General features: G+C 41.5%; 1 protein-coding gene. It reads right to left on the bottom strand.

The features are described from left to right. Nucleotides 1–94 precede the first annotated feature (94 nt). Nucleotides 95–795: transposase (locus tag J5V48_RS09765; RefSeq protein ID WP_219938461.1), on the bottom strand; the 701-nt coding region annotated here is incomplete at its 5' end.

The following is a 795-nucleotide window of genomic DNA, read 5'->3' as shown; positions in this document are numbered from 1 at the left end:
AACCTGCCTTGGAGCATTAACCTCAGCGGACGCTCTGAAGTTAAGGAGCTCTTTCACGGTTGATGGAATACTGACTGTTTAAGGTAACTTTACGTTACCTCAGCTTTTTAATCATATTGCATTTGGTTTCATCAAAAGCTTGTCCTGATTTGGCTATTGCATAGGCAATACGGGCAAGTCTGTTCATTATGGCGCAGATGATGATTTTTTTAGAACGGTTCTGATTAAGTCTCTGTTTTAGCCATGATGATTCAGTACCATTTTTCATTGCCTGACTTAAATAAACCATCGCACCCATATAAAGCATCTTTTTAATGCTCTGAATACCAGACTTGCGAATACCAAGGACTGTGGTTTTACCTCCTGTACCTGTAGTTACCGGAGCCACTCCGATGAAAGCTGCAAAAGCTCTTGATGAGGAGAATCTCTCTGGATCACCCATAGCAGCATACAGTGCTACAGCTGAAAGCTTACCTATACCAGGAACTGTCTGAAGGTTAGAGCAGATTTCATTGTTTGAAGCATAAGATAAGAGATGAGAGTTAATCTCTTTTATCTTTGTCTGCAGAGACTCAATGTTACCGAGCAGACTTTCACTGAGGCAGTTTAAGTGACTGTAACTGCAGTCATCCTCTGAATGCTCTTTTTCAGTTTCAGTATTACAGAGAGCTTTTAAGGCTTCTGTTACCTTAGTTGCTGATGCTACAGAAACTGTACCTGCCACCACACCTGATTCATACAGAAAGGCATGAGCTGCATTGACCGTCTGAACAAACTGCTTGTTAAGCTGATCTC

Origin of the sequence: Succinivibrio faecicola, assembly GCF_019448115.1 — a bacterium.
In the GTDB taxonomy this organism is placed as follows: Bacteria; Pseudomonadota; Gammaproteobacteria; order Enterobacterales; family Succinivibrionaceae; genus Succinivibrio; species Succinivibrio faecicola.
The sequence above is the reverse complement of the archived record's forward strand: the minus strand, read 5'-3'. Positions and strand labels throughout refer to the sequence as shown.